Here is a 23876-nt window from a genome sequence, read left to right on the forward strand (position 1 = left end):
AAGCGCATGAGCACGACCCAATCCTCCATCATCTACACGCTCACCGACGAAGCTCCCTACCTGGCGACCGCCGCGTTCCTGCCGATCATCCGGACGTTCGCGGCGCCGGCCGGCATCGATGTCGCCACCAGCGACATTTCCGTGGCGGCGCGGATCCTGGGGAGTTTCCCGGAGTGCCTGACCGATGAGCAGAAGGTGCCGGACAACCTCGCCGAACTGGGCCGTCTGACCCTCAAGCCCGAAGCCAACATCATCAAGCTGCCCAACATCAGCGCCTCGGTGGCCCAGCTCAAGGCCGGCATCAAGGAACTGCAGGACAAGGGCTACAAGATTCCCGATTTCCCCGAGAACCCCCAGACGGCGGAAGAAAAGGACATCCGCGCGCGCTACAACAAGTGCACCGGCAGCGCGGTGAACCCGGTGCTGCGCGAGGGCAATTCGGACCGCCGCGCGCCCAAGGCGGTGAAGGAATACGCGCGCAAGAACCCGCACAGCATGGCCGACTGGAGCCAGGCCTCGCGCAGCCACGTTTCGCACATGCACCACGGCGACTTCTATCACGGCGAAAAGTCGATGACGCTGGACCGCGCCCGCGACGTCAAGATGGAGCTGATCACCAAGAGCGGCAAGACCATCGTGCTCAAGCCGAAGGTCGCGCTGCAGGATCGCGAGGTCATCGACAGCATGTTCATGAGCAAGAAGGCGCTGCTGGACTTCTACGAGCAGCAGATCGAGGACGCCCGCAAGACCGGCGTGATGTTCTCGCTGCACGTCAAGGCCACCATGATGAAGGTCTCGCACCCGATCGTGTTCGGCCATTGCGTCAAGATCTTCTATCGGGACGCCTTCGCCAAGCACGGCAAGCTGTTCGACGAACTGGGCATCAACGTCAACAACGGCATGGTCGATCTCTACAACAAGATCGCCACGCTGCCCCAGAGCAAGCAGGACGAGATCAAGCGTGATCTGCACGCCTGCCACGAGCACCGCCCCGAGCTGGCGATGGTCGACTCGGCCAAGGGCATCACCAACTTCCACTCGCCCAACGACGTGATCGTCGATGCGTCGATGCCCGCCATGATCCGCAACGGCGGCAAGATGTGGGGCGCCGACGGCCGCCTGAAGGACGTCAAGGCCGTGATGCCCGAGAGCACCTTCGCCCGCATCTACCAGGAGATGATCAACTTCTGCAAGTGGCACGGCGCCTTCGACCCGAAGACCATGGGCACCGTGCCCAACGTCGGCCTGATGGCGCAGCAGGCCGAGGAATACGGCTCGCACGACAAGACCTTCGAGATTCCCGAGGACGGCGTGGCCAACATCACCGACCTCGCGACCGGCGAGGTGCTGATGAGCCAGGACGTCGAGCAGGGCGACATCTGGCGCATGTGCCAGGTCAAGGACGCCGCCATCCGCGACTGGGTCAAGCTGGCCGTCACGCGTGCGCGCAACTCCGGCATGCCGGTGGTGTTCTGGCTCGACGCCTACCGCCCGCACGAGGCGCAGCTCATCACCAAGGTCAAGATGTACCTGCACGAGCACGACACCACGGGCCTGGACATCCAGATCATGAGCCAGGTGCGTGCGATGCGCTACACGCTGGAACGCGTGGTGCGCGGCATGGACACCATCTCGGCGACCGGCAACATCCTGCGCGATTACCTGACCGACCTGTTCCCGATCATGGAGCTCGGCACCAGCGCGAAGATGCTCTCGGTGGTTCCGCTGATGGCTGGCGGTGGCATGTACGAAACCGGTGCCGGCGGCTCGGCACCCAAGCACGTCCAGCAGCTGGTCGAGGAGAACCACCTGCGCTGGGATTCGCTCGGCGAGTTCCTTGCTCTCGCGGTGTCGCTGGAAGACCTCGGCATCAAGACCGGCAACGCCAAGGCCAAGCTTCTTGCCAAGACGCTCGATGCGGCCACCGGCAAGCTGCTGGACAACAACAAGTCCCCGTCGCCGCGCACCGGCGAGCTGGACAACCGCGGCAGCCAGTTCTACCTGGCCAAGTACTGGGCGGAAGAACTCGCCACACAGACCGAGGACAAGGATCTGGCGGCGCATTTCGCTCCCTTGGCCGCAGCGTTGGCCAAGGACGAGCAGAAGATCGTCGGCGAACTGGCTGCGGTGCAGGGCAAACCGGTGGACATCGGCGGCTACTACCTGCCGGACACGAAGAAACTGGAAGCCGTGATGCGTCCGAGCGCGACCCTGAACGCCGCTCTCGCAGCGGCGAATGCCTGAGCGCAAGGCGAGGGCTGCGGACGGGGTGCGGTAGCTCGCCGTCCTGTCCGCGGTGATCCTGGCCGGCGCGGTCGCGGGATGCGCGTCCCGCCCGGCGCCGCGGGTCACGATGCTCGGCGATGGCGTCCTCAAGTCGCCGACTGCGCAGGAAGCCGAGGCCTACTGCCGCAACTTCGGCGCACCGATGCGCTTCCTCGTCTTCAAGGGGCCGGGCGTGCCGGCCGGCGAAGTCACCTTCCGCTGCGACTGACGCGGCGGCCGCCAGGAAAGTCACACCTCGCGGGTCGCCTTCGAGGCGCCCGTGGATCGCGGTCAGGCTCTGGACCCGCGCCGGGTGTGCGCCAGCGCCAGCGCGAGACGCGCGCCGACCGCCGCGTTGTGCTTCACCAGTGCAATGTTCGTGGCCAGGCTTCGGTCGCCCGACAGCTCCCTGATGCGTGCCAGCACGAAAGGTGTGATGGCCTTGCCGGTGATGCCCTGCGCACCCGCCTCGGCGAGCGCCTGCCGCTGCAGCGCGTCGATCTCCCCGACGGACATTTCCGCGGACTCGGGCACCGGCACGCTCAGCACCACGCCGCCGGCGAGGCCGAGGTCCCATTTGGTGCGGATGAGCCGGGCCTGTTCGGCCGGATCGTCCAGCCGGTAGTCCGCACTGAAGCCGCTGTCGCGCGTGTAGAAGGCCGCGAAGTTGTCCTGCTCGCAACTGAGCACCGGGACGCCGTGCGTCTCCAGGTATTCGAGCGTGAGGCCGATGTCGAGGATGGACTTCGCGCCTGCGCAGACCACCGCGATCGAGGTCCGGGCGAGTTCCTGCAGGTCGGCGGAGATGTCGAAGCTTTCCTGCGCGCCGCGATGCACGCCGCCGATGCCGCCGGTCACGAAGACCTCGATGCCGGCAAGCGCGGCGCAGATCATCGTGCCCGCCACCGTGGTGGCGCCCACGCGGCCATTCGCGAGGACGGCGGGGAGGTCGCGCCGGCTCACCTTCTGCGCCTGGCCCGAACGGCCGAGGAACTCGAGTTCTTCATCCGACAGGCCGATGCGGATGCGTCCGCGCATGACCGCGATCGTCGCCGGCTCGGCGCCGAGGCTGCGGATCACGGCCTCCACCTCGCGCGCGGTCCGGACGTTGTCCGGGTACGGCATGCCGTGCGCGATGATCGTCGATTCGAGCGCCACCAGCGGCCGGCCCGCGGCCTGCGCCGCCATCACGGGGGCGCTGAAGGTGAGCCAGGAGCGAGGAAGGTCGGCCAGGGCCATGGCGGCACTATGCCAGAGCCATGGCCGCGATCGGGCAAAAAATCTGCGGCCTCGCTGCCTGGACGTGCTAGGCCCTGAGCAGGTGCTTCAGCAGCTTCCCGGTCGCCGTGCGGGGCAGCGCATCGACGAACTCGTAGCCGCGCGGGATCTTGTAGCGGGCCAGCTTCGGGACCAGGAATTCGCGCAGCGACTCCGCGTCGAGCGTGCGGCCCGGCTTCGCGGCCAGAACCGCCGTCACGGTCTCGCCCCATTCGGGGTGCGGCCGGCCGATCACCGCCACGTCCTGCACGTCGGGGTGCGTCGACAGCACGTCCTCGACCTCCTTCGAGTAGACGTTCTCTCCGCCGGTGATGATCATGTCGCGCAGCCGGTCGACGACGAACAGGAAGCCGTCCTCGTCGACGCGCGCCAGATCGCCGGTGCGATACCAGCCCTGCGGATCGAAGGCCGCCGCCGTGGCCTCGGGGTTGTCGAGGTAGCCCTTCATGATGGCGGGCGAGCGCAGGTGGATCTCGCCGACCGCGCCCGCCGAGCAGCGCCGACCGTCCGCGTGGCGCACTTCGATCGCCACGCCGGGAACGCCCGCGCGGCCGATGGAGCCGGCCTTGGCGATGGCTTCCTCCGGGTAGAGCACCGTGCCGAGCGGCCCGGATTCGGTCATGCCGTAGACCTGCACGAAACGGTCGCTGCCGTAGCTCTCGGCCAGCTTGCGCGCCATGTCCGCGCCGAGCGGGCCGCCGCCGTAGGCCCACATGCGCATCGCGCTGAAGTCGTAGGACTTGACGTCGGGCACGACCGCCAGCGGCGCGAGGAACGCGATCGGCGCGCCGAAGGTGAAGCTGATGCGCTCCTGCGAGAGTGCATCGAGAAACGGCTTCGGCGCGTACTCACGCAGCATCACCGCGCTGCCGCCCATCAGCAGCGTGCCGAGCAGCCAGTTGTTGAGCGGCGACGAGTGCCACACCGGCATCGCGATCAGCGTGCGCTCGTTGCGCGTGAGGCCGGTGCCCGCCGCCGCGCAGATCGCCGCGAAGAACACATTGCCGTGCGTGTGCAGGCAGCCCTTGGGCTTGCCGGTGGTGCCGGAGGTGTAGAGGATCTGCGCCAGCGCGTCGGAAGCGGGCGCGGGCAGGTCGTCGGTCTCGGGCGCGGCCCGCTCCAGCAGTTCTTCGAGCAGCGGCAGGCCGCCGGCGGCGGTGTCGGTGGCGATCCACGTCACCGGGTGGGCGACGCGCTGCGCAACCGGTGCGAGCGCACCGTCCACCACGCAGAGCCGGCTGCCCGAGTGGCCGAGGATGTAGTCGATCTCCGGCGCCTGCAGCTTTTGGTTGATCGGCACCACGGCGGCACCGAGCCGCCATGCACCGAACATCGCGATCACGAAGCCCGGCGTGTTGAAGCACAGCAGCGCGACCTTGTCGCCCGCGCCCACGCCCTGGGCACGCAGAACGGCGGCGGCGCGTCGCGAGAGTTCGGCGAACTCGGCGTAGCTGTAGGAGCGGCCGGCGGCGCGCAGGCATTCCTTGTCGGCCTGCACGCGCGCGTGCTGGTCGATCACCGAAACGAAATCCGTCATCGTGCGCCGCGCCTCACTGCCAGGCGGCGCGCAGCAGCGCGGCCGGATCGGTGGTGCCCGCGCTGATGCCGGTCACTGGTCCCCAGTCGGGATCGAAGCGGCTGCCGATGAAGGCGGCCGATGCCTCGGGGCTCGCATGTTGCAGCATCAGGCAGGCCTGCGCCGCGAGCACCAGGCGCTGCGTGAAGCGGCGGGCCTGCCGTTCGAGCTGCTCCGGCGGGAGCTGGATGGCGTCGCGCAGCCATTGGGTCTGCGCCAGCACCGTCGTGTCCTGCGAGGCGATGTCCTGGAGATGGTCGAGCACAAGATGCACGTCGCCCGGATTGCGCGAGACCGCGCGCAGCACGTCCAGGCTCATCACGTTGCCCGAGCCTTCCCAGATCGAGTTGACCGGCGCTTCGCGGAACAGGCGGCCCATGGGGCCGGTTTCCACATAGCCGTTGCCGCCGAAGACTTCCATCGCCTCGCCGGTCAATGCCACGGCGCGCTTGCAGTTCCAGAACTTGGCGGCTGGCGTCATCAGGCGGCGCCACGCGACGTCGAGCGGCTCGGTCGAGCCGAAGTGCGATGCGAGGTCCATCGCCAGCAGCGTCGCGGCTTCGGATTCGAGGGCCATGTCACCGAGGAGCTCGGTCATCACCGGCTGGTCGGCCAGCGCTTTGCCGAAGGCGTGGCGGTTGCGGGTGTAGTGCATCGCCTGCGCGAGCGCCTGGCGGATGAAGCCGGCGCTCGACAGCGCGCAGTCGAGCCGCGTGTAGGTCGCCATCTCGATGATGGTCGGGATGCCGCGGCCTTCCTCGCCGACCAGCACGGCCCAGGCTTCCTTGAACTCCACCTCGCTGCTGGAGTTGGAGCGGTTGCCCACCTTGTCCTTCAGGCGCTGGATGTGGATCGCGTTCTTGGTGCCGTCCGGCCGCCAGCGCGGCACGAAGAAGCACGACGAGCCGCGCTCGTCCGTCTTCGCGAGCACCAGGTGGCCGTCGCACATCGGCGCGGAGAAGAACCACTTGTGGCCGGTGATGAGGAACTCGCTGCCCCACGGACCCTGGCCGTGCGGCACGGCGCGCGTGGTGTTGGTGCGCACGTCGCTGCCGCCCTGTTTCTCGGTCATGCCCATGCCGACCGTCATCGAACGCTTCTGTTCGAGCGGCACGTCACGCTCGTCGTGTTCGGTCGCGGCCAGCTTCGATGCGACCGCGCCATAGAGCGCGCCGTTGAGGCGCATCACCGGGATGCACGCCTTGGTCATCGTCGTCGGGCAGGTCGAGCCGGATTCGATCTGGCTGTGCATGTAGAGCGATGCGCCGTAGCCGGTCCACGCGGAAGGCCGCTCGTCGAAGAAGGGCAGGTTGGCGATGCCGTTGCGACGCGCGATCGACATCATGGTGTGCCACGCGGGATGGAACTTCACGAAGTCGATGCGCTGGCCGGTGGGCGAATGCGTGTGCAGTTCGGGCTCGTAGTGATTGGCGTCCTCGGCTGCGCGCAGCGTGGCCTCGCTGCCGTATTCGGCGCCCTGGCGTACGAGTTCCGCATCGCGCCACTCGGCCCCGCCGCGCGCGACCGCACGGCACAAGGCCGGGTCGCTGGTGTAGACGTTGTAGTCCTTGAGTTCGGGAACCTGGTTGTCCGGGTGGATGCCGATCATGGTGTGTCTCCCTGGAGGGTTGAGAAAAGTAGATGCGTCAGGCGCGCTCGCGCAGCACCAGCGTCTGGATGGCCACGCCGATGGGGCCCCGCTCGTCGTACAGGCGCGAAAGCGTCGTGCCCGTGCCGGCGCCATCGGCCTGCGTTTCGGCGGCCACGCCGATCCATTCGCCGAGGGGCTGGCGCGTCAGGTGCACGCTGAGGTCGGCGTTGGAAAACAGGTAGCGCTGCGCCGGCAGGACCCAGCTCAGCCCATTGCCGAAGTCGGCCGCGGCGCACGCGCGCATGGCCGGCGACGTGGGCGTGTCCTGCACCATCGGCACGACGAGCCGGAACCATGCGGCGGCCGGTCCAGGCTGCGATGGATCGCCGTGCGCCACCCGCGATTCGATGGCGCCGCGGTGGAAATAGACGCCTTCGGGCAGGCCGGGAATGCGCACCTGCCGATCGCATTGCTGCGGCGGCGGCAGCAGTTGCGCGGGCGACCAGCCGGGCAGGCCGTCGGGCAGGTCGAGCGTCTGCGTGCGCAGCAAGAGCGCATGCGCGCGCGCGACCAGCGTGTCGCCGGCCAGCAGGTCGATGCCGATGCGGGTGGTGGAGCGGGACGCCTGCGTGGTGCAGCGCGAGCTCAGCGTGCCGAGCGGCACCGGCTTGACGAGTTCGACGCTCAGTCGCGCGAGCTGCCAGCCCGGCTCGGTGACGGAGGTTTCGGCGATGTGCGCGAGAAGCGCGGAGGGCGCGCCGCCGTGCTGTGCGCGCGGGTCCCAAGGCCCCCGCGCCAGTTCGGTGGCATGCCAGGTCTCGCGTTCACGGACGAACACGGCGGACGGTCGGCTGTCGGTCATGGGGTGTCTCCTGTGCGGCTTGCTTTGTGCGGCTCCGACCGGGCTGCACAATGCGCTCCGATGGGCGCCAAAAATTCTAGGAAGAAGATGCGTCGAAGGTGTTCGGTTTCTGCCGCATGAAGACAAAGGTCGGTCGTTCCGCGTCTCTCCCCCGGAGAAAGCCGCGCCAGTCCCGTGCGCGCCACACCTCGCAGGCGCTTCAGGACGCCTTTGTTCGGCTTTTGGTGGAGCGGGGCTATGCGGGCATCACCATCCGCGAACTGGTCGCGGTGGCCGGCACCGGGCTCGGCAGCTTCTACGAATACTTCGCCAGCAAGGAAGACTTGGCGCGCGTCTGCCTGCACTTGCGCTCGAAGGCGCTCCTGATGGCGCTGCACGATGCGGTGGAATGGAATACCGGCCGGCCGTTTCGCGAGATCGTCCAGGCGGTCATCGAGTCGCAGGCGGAGGCCCATCGCGAACAACCGCAGGAGTGGGGCGCGCACTACCTGCTGGAGCGGCACCTGTCGGGCCCCGAGGCCTATCGCAAGATGTACGACCGCTTCGTCGTCGAATGGGTCGCTGCGCTCGATGCGGCGGTGGACCTCTCACCGGCATGCGACAAGCGCGAAGCCGCGCGCGTGAGCTTCTCCATCATGTACGGCCTGTTCGCCCATTCGCACATCGGCGCGAGCGGAAGTCCCGACCTGCAGGCGTTGTCGCGGCAAGCGTGCACGGCGATCTGCGCCTATCTGGAAACGCAAAGGAAGTGAGGGCTGGATGCTGAGGATCGTGAAACGGATCGCGCTCGTGGCGGTGACGGCCGTCGTGGTGCTTGTCGGTGTTCGGATCTACGACATCCAGCGGGGACCACCGCTCTCGTCGTGGCACACGCATGTGCCGCACGAGCTCTCGGGCGAGGCGCTGCGCACGGCGAACTGGCCGGCCTACCTCGCCGCGGAAAGCGCGGCCTTCGCGGAAGTGCGGGCCGAGGTGACCGGCAAGCTCCCGGCCGAGGCGCGGATCGCGAGCAACCGCTACTTCGAGGGCAGCCCGATGTACCCGGGCCGGTTCAAGCAGGACTGGAACCGCTCGTACGTGCTCGAGCCCGAAGGCACGCCCAGGGGCGTCGTCGTGCTGCTGCACGGGCTGACCGATTCGCCCTACAGCCTGCGCCACATCGCCGGGCTCTACCGCGACCACGGCTTCGTCGCCATCGGCATCCGCATGCCGGGCCACGGCACCGTGCCGGCGGGCCTCACGCGCGTGGAGTGGCGCGACTGGCTCGAAGCCGCGAAGCTCGCGGTGCGGGAGGCACGTCGCCGCGTGGCGGCGCCATTGCCGCTGCACATCGTCGGCTATTCCAACGGCGGCGCGCTGGCGATGAAGTACGTGCTCGATGCGCTGGACGACAAGAGCCTCGCACGGCCCGATCGGCTGGTGCTCCTCACGCCGATGATCGGCGTCACCGAGCTGTCGCGCTTCGCCGGCATCCTCGGCTGGCCTGCGGTGGTTCCGCCTTTCGCGAAGGCGGCCTGGCTCGGCATCGTGCCGGAGTTCAATCCGTTCAAGTACAACTCGTTCCCGGTGAACGGCGCGCGTCAATCGTCGCTGCTCACGCGGGACCTGCAGGAGCACATCGTGCGTGAGGAGCGCGCGGGGCGGCTTGCGCAATTGCCGCCGATCCTGACCTTCCAGTCGCTCGCGGATGCGACCGTGAGCACGAGCGCGATCGTGACCGCGCTCTACGCGCGGCTCCCGGCCAACGGCAGCGAGCTGGTGCTGTTCGACCTCAATCGCAACGCCAAGTTCGGCCCGCTGCTTCGCGATGCGAGCGATCCGCAAAGCAGCCGCCTGCTGCCGCCCGCGCCCAGAAGCTTCAGGGTCACGTGGATCGCCAATGTCGATGCGGACACGCCTCGCATGGTCGAGCGGGTGACCGAGGCCGGCGCGTCTGCCGAGCACGCGCGGCCGCTCGCGTTCGAATATCCGCCCGACGTGTTCTCGCTGTCGCACGTCTCGCTGCCGTTTCCGGTGAGCGATGCGCTGTACGGGCTGCATCCCGACGGCAAGGAAGACTTCGGCATCCGCATCGGCGCGCTGGCGGTGCGCGGCGAGAACCGCACGCTGGTGGTGGGCTTCGACATGCTGTCGAGGCTGCAGTCGAACCCGTTCTATCCGTACATGGCCGAGCGGATCGGCGAGACGATCCCGGCGAAGTGAGTGCGCCTATGCAGCCGGATCGGGCGACTGCGAAGTGGCGGCGGCCCGTCGCTGCTGCCATATCACGTAGGGCATCGAAAGCGCGATGTTGACGAGCAGGTAGAGCATGATGGCTGCCGTCACGCCGTGTTCGTTCGGATAGTTGAAACTCGCCAGCGTCAGCGCGATTCCAGGATGGCGCGAGGCGGTCGACAGGCCCAGCACCACGCGGTCCTCCAGCTCGGGGCCGCCCAGCCAATGGCCCGCCGCGAGACCCACGACGACGAAGACGGCGATGGCCAGGAGCGTCCCGTTGCCAATGAGCGCCATGATCGCGTTCCTGCTGTTGAAGACGACCAGAAGCGCCACCGCCACCAGCAAGAGATTCCCGAGGGTCACGAGCGGGCCTGCGAAGCGGGCGGCGGTCGCCGAGACCAGGACGCGAACCGCCATGCCTGCAGCGAGCGGCAGGATGATGGACTTGAGGATCACCTTGATGACGGCGACGGGCTGCAATGCGAAGGACCGGTCGAAGACAAGCTCGAGAAGCCTCATGCCCAGCGGCAGGACCACGAGCGACAGGATCGCCATCGTCACGAGCAGACCCAATGCGTAGGACGCCCGCCCGCCGGCCTTGCCGCCTTTCTTGAGCAGCAGCGGTGGCACTGGCGACAACGCCAGCGCCACCAGCGCGACCTCGATCTCGTGACGAAATTCGAACGTCTTGTCTGGCGCAATGGCGACGATCGGCATGACGAAAAACATCGCCACGAAAGAGCGGGCGAAGCGCCGGGGCCGGCGCACGACGTAGAGCATGTCGTCCAAGGTGGCCGTCAGGCCGAATCCGAAGACGGTGGCCATGACGCTCGCCTGCATTGCGAGCACGATCATTTCCTGCGCGCTCATTTCGGGCTCCCAGCACTGACAGGCCAGGGTCTCGAGGTACTCATCGATCGATCCCTCCGGTTGTCGATGGCGACGGCTACAGGAGCGCGCCGACCAGCTTCCCCAACACTTCGTCGAACGGCACCAGCGTCAACGCCACCAGGCCGAAGGGCAAGGCACTGGCTGCACCCAGCGCGATCACGCTGCGCAGTTCGACGGGCACCAACCTCAGGGTGTGTGCCTTGTCGACGGACTGAAACAGATCCGCCACTGCCGAGAAATCGGCCGAGGACAGCGGCTCGGATGTTTCCTCGCCCTGATTGCCGTGCATCCATTTGTCTTCGAACTCCTCGCCGACACGCTGCGCGAGTGCGCCATAGGTCGCAACGGCCCGGTGCCAGGTCCGCAAGAGGGGGCCGCTGAACACGAGCAGCGGCGCCGTGAAGACGATCACCACGCCGACGACGGTTCCGAATGCCGCGCGGCCCAGTTGTTCGAGGGACACCGTCCCGCCCGTCAGGAGATGCGCCATCTCCATCGCCGCCACGGTCACGCCGATCGCGACGCCGAGGATCGAGAAGCTGGGGAGGGAATAGCTCACGAACATCAGTCCGGCAGCGCCTTCCGGATGTGCCGCGACCAGGCGCAGCTCCAGCCGGGACACCAGCCAGAGGTAGCGCGCCCAAAGAAACACGCGCCAGCACCACCCGAGCAACAGGACCAGGAGGATCGGAAGGCTGACCAGCGCATGCCACCAGCTCGCGAGCGAGCGGCCCAGCGGAGCACCGGTCGGGCTTCGATGCCAGTCGGGCAGGAAGGATGCGGGAACGTGCTGGATGAGCAGCAACGCGATCACATAGGCCAGCACGACGGCGAGGGCTTCGACGGGCCATCCGTCGCGCAATCGCCGGATGGAGCGGACGATCTTTTCGTAGGCCGGTGCCTGCGACGACGGCACGATGCCTCGTTCGCGGAACGTGTGGGCCAGGGCGCCCAGGCGAGGGATGCAGATCGCTTCGGCCAGCACGAAGAGCGGTGCCACGATCAGGGAGCGCGCATGCACCGAGGCATCGCGCAGGAAGGCTTGCCATACATCGACGTTGCCGACGGCCAGGGCGACCAGCGCCAGCGCCAGCAGGGGCAGCCAGCCCACGCACACGACGACGATCGCGCGGCGCACGACGTGCCGGTGTTGCGGATCGAAGCGCCCCCACAGCCGCAACAGGCGCAGCGGCGGGCCTCCGTCGAAAAGACCGTATTCATTGCCGGGGCCGGACGCGGGCCCGGCGGAAGTCTTGTCGGGTCCCATTGCTTCAGTCGACCATGAGCCAGACGGCGCTGGCGGCCCCCAGCACGATGATGGCGATCGTCAGGAGCGAGACCGACAGCGAACTCGGCTCGAAGCGCTCCTCGACGATCTGCGCGTGGACTCGGCGATAGCGAAGCAGCGCCCAGAGCAACAGCGCGATGCCCAGGACGACCATGCCCAGTCCGACGTTGGCCGTGTCGCGAAACGGAAACGAGGCATGGCCGAGCTTGTCCGCCTCGCCGCGTTGCTGAAGGTAGATGCTGAAGCGGTTGATCGTGATGCCGAAGCTCATCAGCGAGAGGCTGGTGCGCAGGTAGGCCAGATGGGTTCGCTCGTTGGCGAGGTGAGATCGCGCGTCGGACAGCGCGGTGCGATGCTCCGCCAGCTGCGTCGACGACCGGCCAGAGGATGTCTGCGGGCTGGCGCCGACGGCCTTGGCCGGATCCGGCGGGAGGTCGGGGAGTTGGGGTTCGGTCATGAACGCTCTCCTTGGTTGGCGCGGGCGAGTTCCGCGTTCTCGCGAGCGATCTTTCGCGCGGTCTCGAGGTCGCGCCCCAGGAAGAAGCCGAGCACGGTCCGGATCGCCGCGATGGTTCCGAGGCGGCCGAGTTCATCCCAGCTCGGCGAAACCACGGTCGAGACCAGGTCCGCCGCAAGAAGGAATTCGAGGCCCACCATCGTCCAGCGCGACAGGCCTTGCCAGACGTCCAGTGCGACCTCGCTCGGCGAGTGGCGCTGGAGCAGGCCGGCCACGAGGTTCCATAGCGCATGCAACGCACCGAGGGTGAGCAACGCCAGCGTCGCTGCTTCCAGCAATTGCGACAGCAGGTGTGCGGAGGCATGCAGCGCTTCTTCCATGTGGACTCCGAGGGCTTGCTAGGGCGACGGGGGCTGCTCGTCATTCCCCTGGGCCATGGCGATGCCCACGGCCTCCAGCAGATCGTCGCTCGAGAAGGGCTTGCGCAGCAGGCGAATGCCGCTCGCCTCGAGCGCCGTGCGTTCGAGGGACGCCTCGTCGCTGGCAGTGATGAAGACGACCGGGATCCGCCGCCTCGCCGCGCGCAAGCGCGCTTGCACCTCGAAGCCGGACAGTCCCGGCATGTGGATGTCCAGAATCGCGCACGTCGGTTGCTCGGCCGTCGCGGAAGTGAGGGAGGCCAGGAAGTCCTCGCCCGATGCGAACGCAGCCACCCGGTAGTCGGCCAGCCGAAGAACGCGGCCGAGCATGGTCCGCACTGGAGGTTCGTCGTCCACCACGGCAATTAATGGAACGGTGCTGTCCACCGTTGCAAGATACCGCTTCGTACCGGCGCTCGCGACTGATCTTTGGTTTAGTGCGACGTCTCGATGCCGAGCCTTGCCGCGATGTGCATCAGCTCCGCGACCGTGTGTGCCTGCATGCGTTCCATGATCCGGGCGCGGTGGAACTTGACGGTCTGCTCGACGATGCCGAGATCGCTGGCGATCTGCTTGTTGAGCCGGCCTTTCGCCAGCGCGGCAAGCACCTCGCGCTCACGGGTGGTCAACATGGCGAGGCGGTCCTTGTAGGCCGTGATTTCTTCCCTCGCGCGGCAAGCTGACGCGTCCTCCCTGATGGCTGCGCGCACGGCAGCGGCCAATGCGCTGCAGGTGACCGGCTTGGTCAGGAAGTCCGCGGCGCCTGCCTTGATGGCCTGCACCGACATCGGGATGTCGCCGTGCCCGGTGAGAAAGACGATCGGCAGCGTGTCACCCGATTCGGTCAGCCGTCGCTGCAGGCCCAGTCCGTCGAGGCCGGGCATGGTGACGTCGAGCACGAGGCAGCCCTGCGTCTTGGGGCCGGGCCATGCGAGGAAGGCCTCCGCCGACTCGAAGCTCTCCACGTTCCAGCCGTCCTCGCGCAGCATCCTCGACAGGGATTTGCGCACCGCAGGGTCATCGTCGACGAGATAGATGGTTTCCATGTCGCAGGCCCGGGTCAATTCTGCTGCCGCACCGGCCATGTGACGCGAAAGGTCGCGCCGCCCTCCGGGTTGTTGGTGGCGGCGAGCGTCCCGCGATGCGCCGCGACGATCGATTGGCAGATCGCGAGCCCGATGCCCGTGCCGCCGGCCTTGGTGCTCCAGAACGCGCCGAAGATGTCCTGGAGGTCCCCGGGGGGGATGCCGACTCCGCGGTCGATGACCTGAAAGCTCACGTTGGCACCGTCGAGCACGGTCCGTACCGTGAGCGTGCGCCGTGCAGGGTCGACGTCGATCATGGCGTCCGCGGCGTTGAGGATGAGGTTCAAGAGAACCTGCTGCAACTGGACCCGGTTGCCCTCGACGAGGGGCAGGGGCGCGAGTTCGGTCGCGGCCGAGACACGACGGGTCACCAGCTCCGGGCGTGTCAGTTCGAGCGTCTCGGACACCAGTTCGTTGAGATCGATCGGTGCAAGTTGCATCTCGCCACGACGAAAGAGCGCTCCGAGTCGCCGGATGACTTCTGCCGCGCGCCGATCTTCCGTGACGATGTCGTTGCAGATGTCCTTCAGTTCCGCGAGGTCGGGGTTGCCCCGGCCCAGCATCTTCCGCGCTGCCTCCGCATTGCCAAGAATCGCCGCCAGCGGCTGGTTCAACTGGTGCGCGATGGCAGCCGAGAGCTGCCCCATCATGGACACGCGCGTCATGTGCGTGAGCGCGGCCCGGTCCTTTTCGGCCTGGAGCTCCGCCGTCTTTCGCGCCGACGCCGTACGCCGGCGCAGCCGTCGCTCGACGAGCAATGCCGCGATGAGTGCAGTCTGGAGCAGCATGACGATGAAGATCAGCAGCGCCTGATGGCGATACTTCTCCCAGATCGTCGGCTCCTTGAAATGCACCACGGCGTCCGGCGGCACGTCGTTGTCGGCCATGCCCCACCTTTGCGCCTGTCGCCAGTCGATCTGCATCACCGACGGTATCCTGGCCGGCAGATGCAGGTCCGAGGGCGCGGTACCGTCCAGCACGCCGTTGACCGCGTTCGCCGCCTGTCGCCCCATTTCGAGATAGGTCGGCATCCGTCCACCCACGACGCCCGTTCCGATGAACGTGCTGAACGGCCCGTAGACCGGCGCTGCGGAGGCCTTGGCGATGAGCGCCGCGCTGTCGCGGGGAGCGAATTCGCGCCCCGTGCCGTCCACGAAATACCCGGGCGTGAACACCACGTCGCCATCGCCGAGCGCGCGCAGCCGCTGCTCGAGGGCATCGGTCGCCAGGCCCGACAGGAACTCCACCGTCGCCCGCGTGTCGAGGCCGGCCACGGCATCACGGGCCTTGATCTCCCACTTGCGATCGCGAATGCCCGACCCGGTGACGACGACCAGCCTTCGGGCGGCCGGGCGCCATCGCATCGCCTGCTCGATCGTGCCCGCGAAGTCGTAGTCGATCGGCACGCCGATCACATCCGCCGGCAGTGGGGGAATCGACTTCAGGTAGGCGATTTCGATGGCCAGGTGAACCACCGGTACGTTCGGGAACAACTCGGCGCGATGGCCAAGCAGGAATTCGAGCGCAGGCTCGCCGGCCGCGACGATCGCTTCAGGGGGGCGTGTCGCGTACTTGTCCCGCAGATAGGTCGCGACGGTTGCGTCGAATGCGGGCCCGGAAAAGGTGGGCCGATCGAGAAACTCCTCGAAGATGTCGACACGTCGGGCGGGTACGCGCGCGATCCCCTCCCGGATTCCTCGATCGGCGTCGATGTTGGCTGGCAACACGCGGTTGTTCGAGAAGATCACCAATACGTTCTTCGACGGCGCCGCCACGCCGGGCAGCGATGTCACGAGACACAGGACGATGAGAAGCAGGCTGGGGCGCATGATGGTGTCGCGCCCATTCTCCGTACGCAACCGTGGCTGGACATTGGCACAAAGTGCAACTCTGGTTGCACTTCGGGGCAGGTTGCCACTAAACCAAGGTCTAGTGGCGTGGCGCACGGCGTGTTGCTACCTTCGACCCGACGGCGAACACCCCAGGAGCAGCACGATGGCGAAAAGCAAGCAACCGAACATCCTTGTCATGTGGGGCGACGACATCGGTCAGTCGAACCTGAGTTGCTACACGAAAGGCATGATGGGTTATCGCACGCCCAACATCGACCGGATCGCGAAGGAAGGGATGATCTTCACGGATTCCTACGCCGAGCAGAGCTGCACGGCGGGGCGTGCGTCGTTCATCACCGGCCAGTGCGGCCTGCGCACGGGCCTCACCAAGGTGGGACTGCCCGGCGCGGAGCTGGGGCTCAAGGCCGAGGACATCACTATCGCCGAGGCGCTCAAACCGCTGGGCTACCGCACGGGCCAGTTCGGCAAGAACCACCTGGGCGACCGCGACGAGCATCTGCCGACCATGCACGGCTTCGACGAGTTCTTCGGCAACCTCTACCACCTGAACGCCGAAGAAGAGCCCGAGGAAGTCGACTATCCGAACGTGAAGGACTTCCCCGAGTTCAAGAAGAAGTACGGCCCGCGCGGCGTGCTGCATTGCTGGGCCGACGGCAAGGGTGGCCAGAAGATCGAGAACACGGGTCCCCTGACCAAGAAGCGGATGGAGACCTGCGACGACGAGTTCCTGGCCGCGGCCAAGAAGTTCATCCAGGCCGCTCACGACGCGGGCGAGCCGTTCTTCGTGTGGTTCAACACCTCGCACATGCACGCATGGACGCATGTGAAGCCCGAGAGCCGCGGGCAATCCGGCCGCTGGCAATCGGAGTACCACGACGTGATGATCGATCACGACAAGTGCATCGGCGAGCTGCTCGACTTCCTGGACCAGCTCGGCATCGCGGACAACACCTTCGTGCAGTACAGCACCGACAACGGCCCGCACATGAACACCTGGCCGGATGCGGGAACGACGCCGTTCCGCAACGAGAAGAACTCAAGCTGGGAAGGCGCCTATCGTGTCCCGTGCATGGTCCGCTTCCCGGGCAAGATTCCGGCCGGATCTGAATCGAACGAGATCATCAGCCACCTGGACTGGTTCCCGACCATCCTTGCGATCGCCGGCGAGACCGACATCAAGGAGAAACTGAAGAAGGGCTACAAGATCGGCAAGAAGACCTACAAGGTCCACCTCGACGGCTACAACCTGGCTCCGTACCTGACCGGCAAGGAGGCCAAGAGTCCGCGCCCGGGCTTCATCTACTTCACGGACGATGGCGATGTCGCGGCGCTGCGCTACGACCACTGGAAGATGCTGTTCATGGAGCAGCGTGTCACCGGCACGCTCAAGATCTGGCAGGAGCCCTTCGTGGTGCTGCGCACGCCTTACATCTTCAACTTGCGGATGGACCCGTACGAACGCGCACAGATCACGTCGAACACGTACTACGACTGGATGTTCCGCCACATCTTCCTGCTGGTGCCTGCGCAAGCCATCGTCGCGGAGTTCCTGGCGACCTTCAAGGAGTTCCCGCCGCGGCAGAAGGCAGCGAGCTTCAGCCTCGACCAGGTCATCGAGAAGATGACCGAGGCGTCTGGCGGCGGAGGCCACTGAGCGGCACGCCTGCGCCGATAGCGCCCGGGCTCAGCGCCTGCGGCCCGGCGTGTCGTCCTTGGGCTGCAGGTGCCAGCCGGCCATGTTCTTCTCGGCATCGCGCGCGCGTTGCTCGTTGAGCTTCTTGGCCGCGAGTTGCGCCGACATTTCGAGCTTGCGGAGGTCGCGCTGGGTGAGCGAGTCGTCCGGCGCGAAGCTGAAGCAGCACAGCGTGCCGTAGACGCGGCCGTCGTCGAGCACGACTGGCGTGCTCAGATGCGCGCCGACAGGGAAGGGCGTGGCTGGCAGCTCGGAGAAATTCGGCTCGGCCTTGGCGTCCTTCACGAGGTGGGGCAGGCGGCCATCGACCACGTATTGGCAGAAGGACTCCTCCAGCGGTGCCGACTCACCTTCGGCGATCACCTGGCTGCCGGGCTTGGCGTCGACGCGCTTGAAGACACGACGGCCATCCACGAATTCGGAGACGAAGACCACGTCCATCTTCAGATGCTCGCGCAGCAGGCTCAGCACTTCGGTGATGGAGGGGTTGATCAGCGCGTCGCCGCCGTCGGCCGTCGCGACCAGCAGTTCGCTGACGCGCACTTCGAGTGCATCCGGTTCGTAGCCCAAGTCATGAAGCACGGTGAAATCTCCTTCGCCCAGAAAAAATGCCCCGCATGACGACGGATCATGCGGGGCATTGTGTGTTGGTGGGCCCTGAGTGACTCGAACACTCGACCTACGGATTAAGAGTCCGCTGCTCTACCAACTGAGCTAAGAGCCCCTGATTGACGACATTTGATGTGTCGTTTCAGGCAATCCCACGATTATAGCCACAAAGTTGGCAGCTTTCCTCAGACGCGTTCAAAAATGCACGCGATGCCCTGGCCGCCCCCGATGCACATGGTCACCAGCGCATAGCGGCCCTGGATGCGTTCGAGCTCGTAGAGCGCCTTGACGGTGATGAGCGCACCGGTCGCGCCGATCGGATGGCCGAGCGAGATGCCCGAGCCGTTCGGATTCACCTTCGCGGCATCGAGGCCGAGGTCCTTCGAGACGGCGCAGGCCTGCGCGGCGAAGGCTTCGTTGGCTTCGACCACGTCCATGTCCGATGCCTTGAGACCGGCCTTTTCCAGTGCCTTGCGCGATGCCGGCACCGGGCCGATGCCCATGTAGGCCGGGTCCACGCCCGCGAAGGCATAGGCCACGACGCGCGCCAGCGGCTTGAGGCCGCGGCGGGCGGCTTCTTCCTTTTCCATCAGCACGACCGCGGCCGCGGCGTCGTTGAGGCCCGAGGCGTTGCCCGGCGTGACCGTGCCGTTCTCCTTCAGGAAGGCCGGCTTGAGCTTGGCCATGTCCTCGATCCTGGCGTCGAAGCGCACATGCTCGTCGGTGTCGAACTGCGACGGGCCCTTGCGGCTTTCGAGCGGCACCGGAACGATCTGCGACTTGAAGTAGCCGCTCTCGATCGCCTTCTGCGCGCGCTGGTGGCTGGCGAGCGCGGTCTGGTCCTGCTGCTCGCGGCTGATGTCCCACTTCTTGGCGACGTTCTCGGCCGTGATACCCATGTGGATGTTCTGGAACGGGTCGTGCAGTGCGCCGATCATCATGTCGACCATCTTGGTGTCGCCCATGCGCGCGCCCCAGCGTGCGGTGAGCGAGGCGAAGGGCGCGCGGCTCATGCTCTCGGCCCCGCCGCCGACCGCGACCTTGGCATCGCCGAGCTGGATGCTCTGCGCTGCGGTCACGATCGCCTGCAGGCCCGAACCGCAGAGGCGATTGACGGTGAGAGCGGGCGTTTCCTGCGCGCAGCCGCCTTCGATCGCGGCCACGCGGGCCATGTACATGTCGCGCGGTTCGGTGTTGATCACGTGGCCGAAGACCACGTTCTCCACATCCTTGCCGTCGACCTTGGCGCGGGCGAGCGCTTCCTTGGTGACCAGCGCGGCCAGGCGCGTGGGTGGGACGTCCTTCAGGCTTCCGCCGAAAGTACCGATGGCGGTGCGAACCCCGCTGACGACGACAACTTCTTTCATGACGAGTCTCTCCATTGCAGACGAAACGCGAATGATGCCAGCGAGCGGTTTGTTACGACTGACGCCAGCGTTACCATGCCTGCCCGAACCAGGAGGCTGCGATGAGCGAAGCCAACACTCCCCGTCACGTCGTGATCACCGGTGCCGCCGGCGCGCTGGGGCGCGCCGTGGTGCAGCACTTTCTTGACCAGGGAGCGCGCGTGGCGCTGATCGACCATCGCATGGCGCACCTGACGGCGGTCTTCCCCGGTCTCGACAATTCGCAACATCTTCTCGTGGAGGCCGACGTGACCTCGGCGCCCTCGATGGCGGATGCGGCGCGGGGCATTCTCTCCACGTTCAAGCAGGTCGATGCGCTGGTTCATATCGCCGGCGGCTTCGAGATGGGGGATGCGGTGCACGCGCTCGACCGCGCCACGTGGGATCGCATGATGAATCTCAACGCCTGGTCCTTCGTGGCGGTCACGCAGGCGCTGGTCCCTTCGATGATCGAACGCAAGAGCGGCAGCGTGGTCGCCGTCAGCGCCAAGACAGCGTCGCGTGGGCTGCCGGCGATGGCGGCCTACATTGCGTCCAAGAGCGCGCTGCAGCGCCTGGTGGAGGCTTCCGCGGCCGAACTGAAGGAACACGGCATTCGCGTCAACAGCATCGCGCCGAGCGTGCTCGATACACCGGCCAACCGCAGCGCGATGCCCAAGGCCAGTCCCGCCGGGTGGGTTTCGACGAACGTCGCGGCGCAGACCATCGGATTTCTCGTCTCGCCCGCTGCAGAGGCGCTGCACGGCCAGCACCTGACGCTCGACGCCTGAGCCCTCGCGGCCGCTTCGGGGGCCATCGCCTGTACTTGCACCAAGGTGCAGGCCGCTTCTCACCATCGGACAAGTGCGTTCTTCGCGCGGCTTGGCGCATGCTGTGGCCTGCGACGCCGCAGCCCACGAGCCGCGCCCGCACCTGTCGATCGCCCTGAGTGCCCGAGGTATCCAGCCCGAACGAGGAGGAGATGGCGATGGCTCACGTGATCACCGGACCCGACACGCAAGTCAGGCTCAGCGACGACTACGTGCGGCTGGTCGCCCGCGACGCCTTCTTCTGGGCCTGGCCGATCGTGAACGTGTGCAGCCGGCGAAGCGCGTTCGCGCGCCTGCCGCACCAGATGCTGCTCGGCGGCGTGCTGCCGGTGGGGCCGGCGAACACCCTCACGATGCTCACCGACTACGTCTCGCCCAGCCAGCGGGCAGTGGCCTGCCCCAACCAGGACGTGGTGTACGGGCATGCCATCGTCGCGCTCGATGTTTCGCCGGTGGTGGTGCAGGTGCCGGACTTCGGGAGCCGCTTCTGGGTCATCCAGGTGCTGGATTCCCGCACGGACAGCTTCGCAGAGCTCGGCAGCATGTACGGCACGGCGCCGGGCTTCTACCTGCTGGCGGGGCCGAACTGGGTGGGCGCGGTGCCGAAGGGCATCCAGAAGGTGTTCGTCTCGCAGACCAGTACCGGCGTGGTGATCCCGCGGGTCTTCCGCGAGGACACGCCGGAGGACCTGCAGGCGGTGCAGCCGGTCATCAACCAGATCGGCCTCTATCCGGTGGAGGCCTTCGACGGCCGGATGAAGTTCATGGATTGGCGGCAGGTGCCGGTGAGTCCTTCGGCGCAGGAAGCCGATGACAACGGCGGCGAAACGCGCTGGGTGCGGCCGGAGAAGTTCCTCGACATGCTCCCGATCGCGCTCGCCGACGCGCGGCCGCTGCCCGGCGAGGCCGCGCGCTATGCGCAGGTGCTCGCGGTCGCGGAAGCGGCGCGCAAGGACCAGCGGCTCAAGGCTGTGTTCGACGAGGCGGTGGCTGCGGCGGAGCGTGAGCTGATCGAGCCGCTTTTCCAGTTCAACAACTTCGGCCGGCCGCTGCCGCACCACTGGTCGACGATCGCGAACGGTGCGTGCTTCGGCACTGACTACTACATGCGCACCGCGGTCGCAAAGTCGAACATCTTCGTCAACAAGCAGAACGAGACGAAGTACTTCTACCAGGACCTCGATGCGGACGGGAACCGGCTCAACAGCGCGCACCGCTACACCGTGACGTTCGCACCGGGGCAGGCGCCGCCGGTGCGCGGCTTCTGGTCGCTGTCGCTCTACAACCGGCATCACTTCTTCGCGCCGAACGCGCTGTCGCGCTTTTCGGTCGGCACCAAGAGCCCGTCGCTGCGGTACGCCGCCGACGGCTCGCTGACGATCCTCGTGCAGGCCGGCCTGCCCGACGAGGCGCACGAGGGCAACTGGCTTCCCGCGCCGCCCGATGGGGCAAGCGACTTTTCGCTCTACATCCGCCTCTATTGGCCCGAGCAGCCAGTGCTCGAAGGCCGGTGGACGCCGCCGGCGGTGGTGAGGCTACCGGCATCGGCATCGGCATAGGCCAACCTTGCATGGAGATGTCATGTGGGCCATAGCGGCTATGGATGACCATGGAGGTCTGCGCCAAAGTACCGAGGCGCTGGCGGTGACGATCACGCTCGATGCGCCGGGCGAAGGAGTGCTTTGACGTGAGCAACGATGTCGCCCCGGCCCCCGAGCGCACCGTGCTGGAGCGGCGGCTGCTCCTGCGCTTCCTGCTGCGACTCGGGCATCTCCTGCTCGCGACTGGCGCCCCGGTCGGGATCGTCGAAACCACGCTGCGGAGGCTGGCTCGCGTCTACGGCATCGAGCACTTCAACGCGCTCGCGCTGCCGACCGTGGTGTTCGTCAATTCGGCGGAGGAGGATTCGCTGCAGATCGAGTTCACGTCCGAGCAGGGGCTGGTGCTGAGCTTCGACCAGATCGAGGCGGTGTTCGAGCTCGCGCGCGACGCGGAAAACGAGGTGCTCGATCCGAACGAAGGACTCAAGCGCATCAACGCGATCCTCGCGATGAAGGCGCGCTTCGGCCTCGTCGGTGGCATCGTCGGGCATGTGTTCGCGACCGTGGGCATCGCGCTGGTGCTGCGACCGTCTGCGGATGTGGTGGGTGCGGCTGCCTTTCTCGGGTTGGTGGTGGGGCTGCTCAAGGTGCTCGCGCGCGACCGCGGGATCATCACGACGCTGCTGCCGACGGTGGCCGCCTTCGTCGTGGCGCTGGTGTCGCTGCTGGCGGCCCAGCATGGCTTCGCGGCCAGCCCGATCTACGTGCTGGTCGCCTCGCTCGTGACCTTCCTGCCCGGCGGCACGTTGGCGACGGCGACGGTCGAGCTGGCGTATGGCGATGTGGTCTCGGGCGGAACGCGCTTCGTCTATGGGCTGCTGCAACTCGTGTTTCTCGTCCTGGGCATGCTGGCCGCGGCGTCGATCGTCGGCCTGCCGCCTGACAAGCTGCTCGTGCCGTCCCCCGATGGCGGCCTGCGTGCGTGGGCGCCGTGGCTGGGCGTGCTGCTCTTCGGCGTGGGCCATGTGCTGCACTACGCCGCGCGGCTGCGCACGCTACCCTGGTTGCTCGGACTGCTGTTCGTCGCCCAGATCGGGCAGCTCATCGGCAACGCGGCTTTCGGGGGCTACATGAGCGGCTTCTTCGCGGCGATGCTCATCACGCCGGCTTCGTACATCGTGCAGTACCGGCTCGGCGGACCTCCGTCGATGGTAACTTTCACGCCCGCGATGTGGCTGCTGGTGCCGGGGTCTCTGGGGCTCATCGGGATGGCGGAACTCGTGGGCAACGACCGCCTCGCGGGCGTGGAGAACTTCATCGCGACACTGTTCACCATCGTCGCGATCGGGCTCGGATCGGTGATCGGCACGGCGGTCTACAACGCGCTGTTCGAGCCGGTGTTTCAGCGTGCGGGGAGCATGGCGGATGTGATGCTGCGGTATCTGCGGTGGAGGCGTTGAGTCGCGCCTTGGTGCCTTAGGCCCGGAGGCTTAGCGTCCGCCTGGTCCGCCGCCACCGGGACCACCGCCGCCACCGGGGCCACCGCCGCCACCGCCGGGGCCACCACCGCCTCCGCCGGGGCCGCCACCGCCACCGCCACCGCCACCGGGGCCGCCACCGCCGCCGGGGCCGCCACCGCCGCCGGGGCCGCCGCCGGGGCCGCCACCGCCTCCGCCGGGGCCACCGCCTCCGCCGGGGCCACCGCCGCCTCCGCCGGGGCCACCGCCGCCTCCGGGGCCACCACCGCCGCCGCCGGGACCGCCCCCTCCACCGGCACCGCCGCCGCCTGCGCCGGCACCGCCGCCGCCTGCGCCAGCACCGCCGCCGCCTGCGCCAGCACCACCGGCGCCAGCACCACCGGCACCAGCACCACCGGCACCAGCACCACCGGCACCAGCACCACCGGCACCAGCACCAGCACCACCGGCACCACCGGCACCACCGGCACCACCGGCACCAGCACCACCGGCACCACCGGCACCAGCACCTGCCCCAGAGCCACCGGCAGCACCCATTGCGGGATCTGCGCCGGCTTG

22 protein-coding genes and 1 tRNA gene are annotated in these 23876 nt (G+C 67.3%); 8 read left to right on the top strand and 15 right to left on the bottom strand.

Annotated features, from left to right (window positions below):
* Positions 1-6: 6 nt before the first annotated feature.
* Together BLW05_RS05865 and BLW05_RS05870 are read left to right on the top strand one after the other, a co-directional pair.
* Positions 7-2244, top strand: a complete 2238-nt coding sequence (locus BLW05_RS05865; protein ID WP_093161005.1) for an NADP-dependent isocitrate dehydrogenase — start codon at positions 7-9, stop codon at positions 2242-2244.
* Between the two features lie 52 nt (positions 2245-2296).
* A complete protein-coding gene (locus BLW05_RS05870; protein ID WP_256330062.1) occupies positions 2297-2494 on the top strand; it encodes a hypothetical protein in 198 nt (65 codons plus the stop codon).
* A 62-nt stretch (positions 2495-2556) separates the two neighbouring features.
* On the opposite strand, the gene BLW05_RS05875 is transcribed toward BLW05_RS05870, so the two are convergent.
* From BLW05_RS05875 to BLW05_RS05890, 4 genes are all read right to left on the bottom strand, one after another.
* On the bottom strand, positions 2557-3504 hold the full coding sequence (locus BLW05_RS05875; protein ID WP_093161011.1) for a pseudouridine-5'-phosphate glycosidase: 948 nt from the start codon (positions 3502-3504) through the stop codon (positions 2557-2559).
* Between the two features lie 67 nt (positions 3505-3571).
* Complete coding sequence (locus BLW05_RS05880) at positions 3572-5080, bottom strand: class I adenylate-forming enzyme family protein (RefSeq protein ID WP_093161014.1); 1509 nt, start codon at positions 5078-5080, stop codon at positions 3572-3574.
* Between the two features lie 13 nt (positions 5081-5093).
* Entirely contained in the window at positions 5094-6728 is a 1635-nt protein-coding gene (locus BLW05_RS05885; protein ID WP_093161017.1) for an acyl-CoA dehydrogenase family protein, read from the bottom strand.
* A 37-nt stretch (positions 6729-6765) separates the two neighbouring features.
* Positions 6766-7572, bottom strand: a complete 807-nt coding sequence (locus tag BLW05_RS05890; RefSeq protein ID WP_093161019.1) for a thioesterase family protein — start codon at positions 7570-7572, stop codon at positions 6766-6768.
* A 116-nt stretch (positions 7573-7688) separates the two neighbouring features.
* Here BLW05_RS05890 and BLW05_RS05895 point away from each other — a divergent pair, with 116 nt between their 5' ends.
* On the top strand, positions 7689-8324 hold the full coding sequence (locus BLW05_RS05895; RefSeq protein WP_093161022.1) for a TetR/AcrR family transcriptional regulator: 636 nt from the start codon (positions 7689-7691) through the stop codon (positions 8322-8324).
* Positions 8325-8343: 19 nt separating this feature from the next.
* Positions 8344-9774, top strand: a complete 1431-nt coding sequence (locus BLW05_RS05900) for an alpha/beta hydrolase (RefSeq protein ID WP_256330063.1) — start codon at positions 8344-8346, stop codon at positions 9772-9774.
* Positions 9775-9780: 6 nt separating this feature from the next.
* Here the strand turns inward: BLW05_RS05900 and BLW05_RS05905 are convergent, their stop codons facing one another.
* The 7 genes from BLW05_RS05905 to BLW05_RS05935 all read right to left on the bottom strand — a co-directional run bounded on the left by BLW05_RS05905 (position 9781) and on the right by BLW05_RS05935 (position 15758).
* Positions 9781-10659: a bile acid:sodium symporter family protein gene (locus BLW05_RS05905; protein ID WP_093161027.1), complete on the bottom strand. Its 879-nt coding sequence runs from the start codon at positions 10657-10659 to the stop codon at positions 9781-9783.
* 76 nt (positions 10660-10735) lie between these two features.
* Complete coding sequence (locus BLW05_RS05910; RefSeq protein ID WP_093161029.1) at positions 10736-11947, bottom strand: hypothetical protein; 1212 nt, start codon at positions 11945-11947, stop codon at positions 10736-10738.
* A 4-nt stretch (positions 11948-11951) separates the two neighbouring features.
* Positions 11952-12425, bottom strand: coding sequence for a YidH family protein (locus BLW05_RS05915; protein ID WP_093161032.1), 474 nt, complete (start codon positions 12423-12425; stop codon positions 11952-11954).
* Positions 12422-12805, bottom strand: coding sequence for a DUF1622 domain-containing protein (locus BLW05_RS05920; protein ID WP_093161034.1), 384 nt, complete (start codon positions 12803-12805; stop codon positions 12422-12424). The genes BLW05_RS05915 and BLW05_RS05920 overlap by 4 nt, the downstream gene beginning before the upstream one ends.
* Positions 12806-12823: 18 nt before the next feature.
* Entirely contained in the window at positions 12824-13231 is a 408-nt protein-coding gene (locus tag BLW05_RS05925) for a response regulator transcription factor (RefSeq protein ID WP_143044776.1), read from the bottom strand.
* Positions 13232-13278: 47 nt separating this feature from the next.
* A complete protein-coding gene (locus BLW05_RS05930) occupies positions 13279-13890 on the bottom strand; it encodes a response regulator transcription factor (protein ID WP_093162074.1) in 612 nt (203 codons plus the stop codon).
* Between the two features lie 14 nt (positions 13891-13904).
* Positions 13905-15758, bottom strand: coding sequence for a sensor histidine kinase (locus BLW05_RS05935; RefSeq protein WP_093161039.1), 1854 nt, complete (start codon positions 15756-15758; stop codon positions 13905-13907).
* 166 nt (positions 15759-15924) lie between these two features.
* Here BLW05_RS05935 and BLW05_RS05940 point away from each other — a divergent pair, with 166 nt between their 5' ends.
* A complete protein-coding gene (locus BLW05_RS05940; RefSeq protein WP_093161042.1) occupies positions 15925-17436 on the top strand; it encodes an arylsulfatase in 1512 nt (503 codons plus the stop codon).
* 30 nt (positions 17437-17466) lie between these two features.
* On the opposite strand, the gene BLW05_RS05945 is transcribed toward BLW05_RS05940, so the two are convergent.
* The 3 genes from BLW05_RS05945 to bktB all read right to left on the bottom strand — a co-directional run bounded on the left by BLW05_RS05945 (position 17467) and on the right by bktB (position 19451).
* Positions 17467-18057 (bottom strand): GAF domain-containing protein, encoded by a 591-nt coding sequence (locus BLW05_RS05945; RefSeq protein ID WP_093161044.1) that lies wholly within the window; start codon positions 18055-18057, stop codon positions 17467-17469.
* 66 nt (positions 18058-18123) lie between these two features.
* Positions 18124-18199: transfer RNA gene (locus BLW05_RS05950), tRNA-Lys, on the bottom strand.
* 70 nt (positions 18200-18269) lie between these two features.
* A complete protein-coding gene (gene bktB / locus BLW05_RS05955; RefSeq protein ID WP_371126918.1) occupies positions 18270-19451 on the bottom strand; it encodes a beta-ketothiolase BktB in 1182 nt (393 codons plus the stop codon).
* Between the two features lie 101 nt (positions 19452-19552).
* Here bktB and BLW05_RS05960 point away from each other — a divergent pair, with 101 nt between their 5' ends.
* From BLW05_RS05960 to BLW05_RS05970, 3 genes are all read left to right on the top strand, one after another.
* Positions 19553-20260 (top strand): SDR family oxidoreductase, encoded by a 708-nt coding sequence (locus tag BLW05_RS05960; protein WP_093161049.1) that lies wholly within the window; start codon positions 19553-19555, stop codon positions 20258-20260.
* Positions 20261-20457: 197 nt separating this feature from the next.
* Positions 20458-21858, top strand: coding sequence for a DUF1254 domain-containing protein (locus BLW05_RS05965; protein WP_218135148.1), 1401 nt, complete (start codon positions 20458-20460; stop codon positions 21856-21858).
* Between the two features lie 128 nt (positions 21859-21986).
* Positions 21987-23300, top strand: coding sequence for a threonine/serine exporter family protein (locus tag BLW05_RS05970; protein ID WP_177142569.1), 1314 nt, complete (start codon positions 21987-21989; stop codon positions 23298-23300).
* Here BLW05_RS05970 and BLW05_RS35855 read toward each other — a convergent pair.
* Positions 23243-23851: a hypothetical protein gene (locus tag BLW05_RS35855; RefSeq protein ID WP_177142570.1), complete on the bottom strand. Its 609-nt coding sequence runs from the start codon at positions 23849-23851 to the stop codon at positions 23243-23245. The two genes, BLW05_RS05970 and BLW05_RS35855, sit on opposite strands and share 58 nt — an antisense overlap.
* Positions 23852-23876: the final 25 nt, after the last annotated feature.

The sequence above is a fragment of the Variovorax sp. YR216 genome, from assembly GCF_900107745.1.
GTDB lineage: Bacteria > Pseudomonadota > Gammaproteobacteria > Burkholderiales > Burkholderiaceae_C > Variovorax.

Excerpts from the sequence above, each read along its gene's own strand:
- BLW05_RS05940 (WP_093161042.1), top strand. The coding sequence starts at position 15,925 with ATGGCGAAAAGCAAGCAACCGAACATCCTTGTCATGTGGGGCGACGAC.
- BLW05_RS05910 (WP_093161029.1), bottom strand. The coding sequence starts at position 11,947 with ATGGGACCCGACAAGACTTCCGCCGGGCCCGCGTCCGGCCCCGGCAAT.
- BLW05_RS05880 (WP_093161014.1), bottom strand. The coding sequence starts at position 5,080 with ATGACGGATTTCGTTTCGGTGATCGACCAGCACGCGCGCGTGCAGGCC.
- BLW05_RS05920 (WP_093161034.1), bottom strand. The coding sequence starts at position 12,805 with ATGGAAGAAGCGCTGCATGCCTCCGCACACCTGCTGTCGCAATTGCTG.
- BLW05_RS05915 (WP_093161032.1), bottom strand. The coding sequence starts at position 12,425 with ATGACCGAACCCCAACTCCCCGACCTCCCGCCGGATCCGGCCAAGGCC.
- bktB (WP_371126918.1), bottom strand. The coding sequence starts at position 19,451 with ATGAAAGAAGTTGTCGTCGTCAGCGGGGTTCGCACCGCCATCGGTACT.
- BLW05_RS05875 (WP_093161011.1), bottom strand. The coding sequence starts at position 3,504 with ATGGCCCTGGCCGACCTTCCTCGCTCCTGGCTCACCTTCAGCGCCCCC.
- BLW05_RS05960 (WP_093161049.1), top strand. The coding sequence starts at position 19,553 with ATGAGCGAAGCCAACACTCCCCGTCACGTCGTGATCACCGGTGCCGCC.
- BLW05_RS05935 (WP_093161039.1), bottom strand. The coding sequence starts at position 15,758 with ATGCGCCCCAGCCTGCTTCTCATCGTCCTGTGTCTCGTGACATCGCTG.
- BLW05_RS05965 (WP_218135148.1), top strand. The coding sequence starts at position 20,458 with ATGGCTCACGTGATCACCGGACCCGACACGCAAGTCAGGCTCAGCGAC.
- BLW05_RS05895 (WP_093161022.1), top strand. The coding sequence starts at position 7,689 with ATGAAGACAAAGGTCGGTCGTTCCGCGTCTCTCCCCCGGAGAAAGCCG.
- BLW05_RS05905 (WP_093161027.1), bottom strand. The coding sequence starts at position 10,659 with ATGAGCGCGCAGGAAATGATCGTGCTCGCAATGCAGGCGAGCGTCATG.
- BLW05_RS05890 (WP_093161019.1), bottom strand. The coding sequence starts at position 7,572 with ATGACCGACAGCCGACCGTCCGCCGTGTTCGTCCGTGAACGCGAGACC.
- BLW05_RS05930 (WP_093162074.1), bottom strand. The coding sequence starts at position 13,890 with ATGGAAACCATCTATCTCGTCGACGATGACCCTGCGGTGCGCAAATCC.
- BLW05_RS05885 (WP_093161017.1), bottom strand. The coding sequence starts at position 6,728 with ATGATCGGCATCCACCCGGACAACCAGGTTCCCGAACTCAAGGACTAC.
- BLW05_RS05865 (WP_093161005.1), top strand. The coding sequence starts at position 7 with ATGAGCACGACCCAATCCTCCATCATCTACACGCTCACCGACGAAGCT.